Raw genomic sequence first — 4,337 nt, 5'->3', positions numbered from 1 at the left:
GTTTTGAAACTCAGAAATGTGCAAATTATTCCGGGGCAATTCCTAAGCTTAATGTTCACCCTAAGAAGCAATACTAACCGGCCAGGGGCGATACTCATGACTTTAATTGAGAATTACACACGAACCCAATTTTCCTGGGCTACCTCTAACCTCCCGGTAATCGATTGAGTATCCTCATCATACAGTTCCTCTAGCTCCCGGTGTTCATCAGTGAGCAGTTCTTTCTGTTTTGCTGCCCTGTTAAGCCAATCTTCGGTTTTACGGATGGCATCCTTCAGTTTCACGATATCACACCCATACTCCTCTCTCAGGAAAGAGCGCTGTAAAGATTCATGCCATTTCGCTTCGACAGGGTCCGGAATACCAGCCTCAACTCTGGCAGTGTTAAGCTTCTCGCGCTTTTCTATCTCAAGCTTCAATTTCTCTGTCCTACCATCTTTTTCATAAAGTTTTATGTAGTCATTAATCCTTGCTAACTCTGCCGCATAAAGTTTGGTTCGCAATGCGAAGAGAGACTCCTCCATTCTTTGGTATTTTTTTAAGAACCTCTCTTTTGGTAAAGTAAGATCGGTGATCTCGGTTAATTTTTCACGGGTATCCACCGACGCGGACACAGCTGAAGTAATGAAGTTAGAGATTTTATTGGAGAGCATATAGCCAATAGCAAAAACCCCGATTGCAATAAATATACCGACAGGTACAGCAAGAACTAACGCGATCCCCGCCTCTGGCACACTTGCACAAAGAATTAAAGCACCAACAAAAAGCGCAGGTGTTACGGAAGAGGCTAGCACTATGTTTAGAGTGTTTAACACTATAGAGGACAGGGTGTAAGCCTTGCTGCGTATTGTTTCTACCAGTGAACTCCGGTCAGTCTCTGGATTATTGACCTGGTATATTGTCTTAAAGCTTTTGGAAAAGATTTTAATCGCCAGGGCAAGCTTTTTTATTTTGCCGGGTGGACGCTTGAACTCCGGATCATCAATGGTAATATCATCAGCCTTAAATGGCGACTCCATCTTGTCAAGCGCTGTTTGTTCCGGCGAAGACGTCGTCAGCCTGGATGTTTCAGATGCTTCCAGCACTGAAGTTTTCTCAGAAGTGGATACTGCCCTGTGAAAGATTGACTTGTCTGAGCTTGTCTGGCTTTCGGACCTAACAGCATTATCGTCCCCTTGCTGCGCTGTCACTGCTTTTTTATCAGTTGAAGTGTTTGCATTTCCTGATGCTGGTAAGAAACCATTGCCATGAATCATAGGACACTCCTTGTGCTTATTGCTTGTATTTGGATGAGGTATTCAAGTTTTGATAGGCAATTGATAAAACATTTCCATATGTTTCTGATCAATTGAATTAAGATTTAACGATTTTCTTTTCCATAAAACACTAACCGGACGGTAAGTAATACTAACCCCTTGCTTTGTGAGTTAGTTGCAGAATTAAAACCACTCAATTTTTAAGGTTCTTTTGAAAATTACTGGATTGATTAATTGCTGTTAGTATGGGAACTAAGGTTTGAAATTTTACTCTAACAGAGAAAGCTATCATTACAGTGTGATAATCAATACTCTCAATTAATATTGTAATAAGTGATTTTTAATGGAAACTACAAGCCAACCTTTTAGCACCCTTTGTTGCTGCACCAATTTTAGATATTGTCCAAATCCCCCCGGCTATCCAGAGGAAAATGAATGCAGAAGCGCAGGATACCGAAAAATACAAATTACAGAATCCGTCAATAATCTTAGTGTCAGTGAACTTGTCAGTAAACGTGTCAGTAAACGTGTCAGTAAATATAGTCTCGACCTGACCCCAGAGGAAAAAAAACATCATCATGTTCCTCATATTCGGGTGCGCAGCAATTTACATGATGAAGATATTTTAAGACATCACACCAGAGAAGTTCAGCAGCTGCAACGTTTTCATGAAGTTATCAATTGGAATACAAAGAATTGGAGTACACGACCAGAAAAACAACGAGAAGAAATAGAACAACTGTTGAAAGTACATCGTAGTTCTTACTGGATGAAGATGGCAATCGAGTATGGCTACCTTGATGTGCTTAAGTATTTTATCAACAAAGGGGAAGAAATTAATAAAGTTGGCTCCTCCTCCCACATCTGCAAAGCCGTTTCCTATGGACAATTGGAAATCGTGGAATATCTGGTTGATCTCGGGCTCAAAGACGAAGACAAGTCTTTCTTCATCCCCGACGACGGAAGAACTGCGAATGAGGGACTTATCCACGAGGCAGTTGGATCATCAAATAAGGATGAGGATACAGCCTACAGAATGATCGAGCTTCTTCTGAGCAAGGGAGAAGATCCTGATGGTTGTTGTGGTGAGATTACTCCTCTCAGGCAGGCAGTGAAGCTTAATAAATTGCGCATTGCCAAACTTTTGAGGCAAAGAAGCAATCTTAAGAGATATTGCTTATTGTCCGTGAGTGATAAAAAAGAGTTTGACTGGTTAACTACTTTGCAAAACGCAATTGAAGGCAAAGATGAATCAGGCATCAAATCACTACGTAAGAAATCAGGATTAGACTCTGCTAAATGGATGCAAATGGCATCCAGGCACGGATTCCTTGAAGTTCTCAATTATTTTGTTGGCCAAGGAAAAAAAGTTTGCAACAAATCTTTCCAGGCCCCTATCTGGTCAGCGGTTTCTCGTGGACAATTTGAGATTGTTGAATATCTGATTGACCCAAAACTTAACGATAGAAAAAAAGCTTATTACAAACCTGTTCATAAAAGCGGTATTGATTCTCTTATCGATGCTGCAGTTCAATCAACATGGATGGATGAGCAGACGGCCTGTAGGATGATCCGGCTTCTTTTAGACAGCGGGGAGCCTATAGATGGCCATGGCAAATACTCCCCTCTGGTCCGGGCAGAGGCGCTTAATAAAACGGTGATTGTTAATTTTTTAAAGAAAGAAGCCGGTCTTTACATACAGCAGTCTGAAGAAAAAGTTTGTGACGATATGCCTGCACCGTTGGGCCCTCATGATGATTATGCTGAGCCTGAGGGAGCTTATGGCTATTCTCCAATACCGTCAGCCCCTCCTGCTGATCCTGTGGGAGCTTATGGCTATTCTCCAATACCGTCAGCTCCTCCTGCTGATCCTGTGGGAGATTATGGCTATTTTCCAATACCGTCAGCCCCTCCTGCTTATCCTGTGGGAGATTATGGCTATTTTCCAATACCGTCAGCTCCTCCTGCTGATCCTGAGGGAGATGGTTATTTTCCAATACCGTTAGCCCCTCCTGCGTACGATTCTTCAGAGTATCGGTTAAATCCTCCGGGTACACTGAATGTTGATACGCCTCCAAGTTATGAGGAGTCAATGGGAATAGAAAAGAACCCCAAATAAAAATTGTCTCGTTCCCATGCTGGAGAGGCTGTCGCAAAAGACAGATTAAAAAGACTTTCGCGACAGCCTCTAGAGCGTGGGAACGAGTCACTCTCTGTGCTCATTATCCTTAACGCTTGATGGCGATGGTAAGCCCATCGGAAACAGGCAGTATCATCATATCCACACGATGATCGTCGTGAATTTTCCGGTTTAATGCTTTCAGGGCAGCAGTATCTTCATCACTTGCATCTGCATCTGCTACTCTTCCGCTCCATAGCACGTTATCGATAAGAATCAATCCACCAGGACGAACAAGCTGCAGGCATTGCTCGTAATAACCGTCGTACCCCGTTTTATCCGCATCAATAAAGGCCATATCAAACTGATTCAGTTCACCGTTCCTGATCAGCTGATCCATCGTTTCCGATGCCGGAGCCAGGTGAAGCTTGATCCGCTCAGAGACACCGGCTTTTTCCCAATAGGGTTTGGCTATGTTGGTATACTCACTGCTGATATCACAGGCAATCAGCTCCCCATCGTCAGGCAGTACCAGGGCAACAGAGAGTGCACTGTAACCCGTGAAAACACCCATTTCGATGGTCCTGCGTGCATTGGCCAGTTTTGCCAGCATGGCCATAAGCTGCCCTTGCTCAGCAGAGATTTGCATCATTCGGTAGCGATGGTGACTGGTCAATTCACGCAGCTCTTTTAATACCGGGTGCTCACGTAGACCAACATTATAAATATATTGATAAAGCGTATCATTGAGTTGCAGGGTTTCAGTGGACATTGGTGGTGGAATCCTGTTAATTCCTGAGGAAAAAATCAAAGATATGGATTAAATTGCTGACGATTAAGTCAAGAATGAAGTCTGAAAATAAGTGGTTGTTATTTATTATTATCATTCTGCTGCAGCAATCGGCTTCAGCAATTCCCGATAAATTGATTACCATCAATGATATCAAGGGTTAGAGGGAAAG

Annotated in this window: 3 protein-coding genes; 1 reads left to right on the top strand and 2 read right to left on the bottom strand. The window is 42.9% G+C overall.

The genetic code is table 11. The features are described 5' to 3' along the window. Nucleotides 1-113: 113 nt before the first annotated feature. Nucleotides 114-1,085 (bottom strand): hypothetical protein, encoded by a 972-nt coding sequence (locus tag KDK15_RS18830; RefSeq protein WP_257296936.1) that lies wholly within the window; start codon nucleotides 1,083-1,085, stop codon nucleotides 114-116. A 514-nt stretch (nucleotides 1,086-1,599) separates the two neighbouring features. On the opposite strand from KDK15_RS18830, the gene KDK15_RS18825 reads away from it, so the two are divergent. Beyond that, nucleotides 1,600-3,375, top strand: a complete 1,776-nt coding sequence (locus KDK15_RS18825) for an ankyrin repeat domain-containing protein (protein ID WP_257296935.1) — start codon at nucleotides 1,600-1,602, stop codon at nucleotides 3,373-3,375. A gap of 109 nt (nucleotides 3,376-3,484) precedes the next feature. On the opposite strand, the gene KDK15_RS18820 is transcribed toward KDK15_RS18825, so the two are convergent. After that, a complete protein-coding gene (locus KDK15_RS18820; RefSeq protein WP_257296934.1) occupies nucleotides 3,485-4,147 on the bottom strand; it encodes a class I SAM-dependent methyltransferase in 663 nt (220 codons plus the stop codon). Between the last annotated feature and the right edge of the window lie 190 nt (nucleotides 4,148-4,337).

Source organism: Endozoicomonas sp. YOMI1, assembly GCF_024606345.1.
Lineage (GTDB): Bacteria > Pseudomonadota > Gammaproteobacteria > Pseudomonadales > Endozoicomonadaceae > Endozoicomonas.
The sequence above is the reverse complement of the archived record's forward strand: the minus strand, read 5'-3'. Positions and strand labels throughout refer to the sequence as shown.